Below are 940 nucleotides of genomic sequence, written 5' to 3' on the forward strand. Positions count from 1 at the left end.
ACTCTGTTGCCGCTATATCCGAACGATTCTCTATATTTAAAAATGCAGCCTCGCCCATAAACTGCATCGATAACATATCGGCATTAATACCTGCTTGAGAATCCACCTTCAACTTACCCACGATGTTTTCCGCAAATAAGTGGCTATCTCGATGACTCGCTTTCAAACCTCGTGCATATACGTCAATGCTGTAATCGGTCTGCAGTTCATCCTGAAAAACTAAATTCAGCCCTAGATGCGCCTCCGCAGGCCCCTCAAAGCTAAGTAAATCTGAAACACCTCGGGTTGCATCAGCAATGGGAGACTCTGAAAGCCAATAATCATAATCCGCGCCATCAAGGGATAATTCAGCATCAACCTGTAAACGAGAGTCGGGCTCTTCTTCGCTTACCTCNGGCATAACGGCAGAGAGATTACGAACAGAAACACCGTTTATCTGCGCACTTTCAGCTTCTACGATCAGCCTGTCGTTGTGTAAATTCAGAGTTAAATCGAGATCAGTCAGTGACGGCCATAACTCGTCAAATTTTAGCTCGGCTGGCTTCGCTCTGAGCGCCAAGGTTGAACTAAAGCTATTATTGGGGCTGTCAGATTCGATACTTCCATACCCAATAAAACGCCCATCTTCTACAATGCCGCTTTTAAGCGACTCTGCGAGCCACTGATGTAAGGTCGAATCAACAGCATAATACGGTACAAAATCAATCACATTCGATAACTCAACATTTGTCATACCGAGCATCAAACCTAGGTAATCCTCTTGCGAATCGTCATTAAGTCGGAGAACAAAATCGCCAGTCACTTCTGCATCATCGAACAATTTCAACGACAGGCCTTGCGACTCGACCACATAGTCATCGCCATCTTGATACCATTGAACCCGGCCTGACGCGCTATAACTATCAAAGCTCTTTAAATACAAATCAGGGAAAAATAAGCC

At 44.8% G+C, this 940-nt stretch carries 1 protein-coding gene; it reads right to left on the reverse strand.

Going from position 1 to position 940, the window contains the following annotated elements; genetic code table 11:
* Positions 1–940: DUF3971 domain-containing protein (locus A3739_RS02725; protein ID WP_156502281.1), on the reverse strand; the 940-nt coding region annotated here is incomplete at both ends.

The sequence above is a fragment of the Oleiphilus sp. HI0067 genome, from assembly GCF_001635735.1.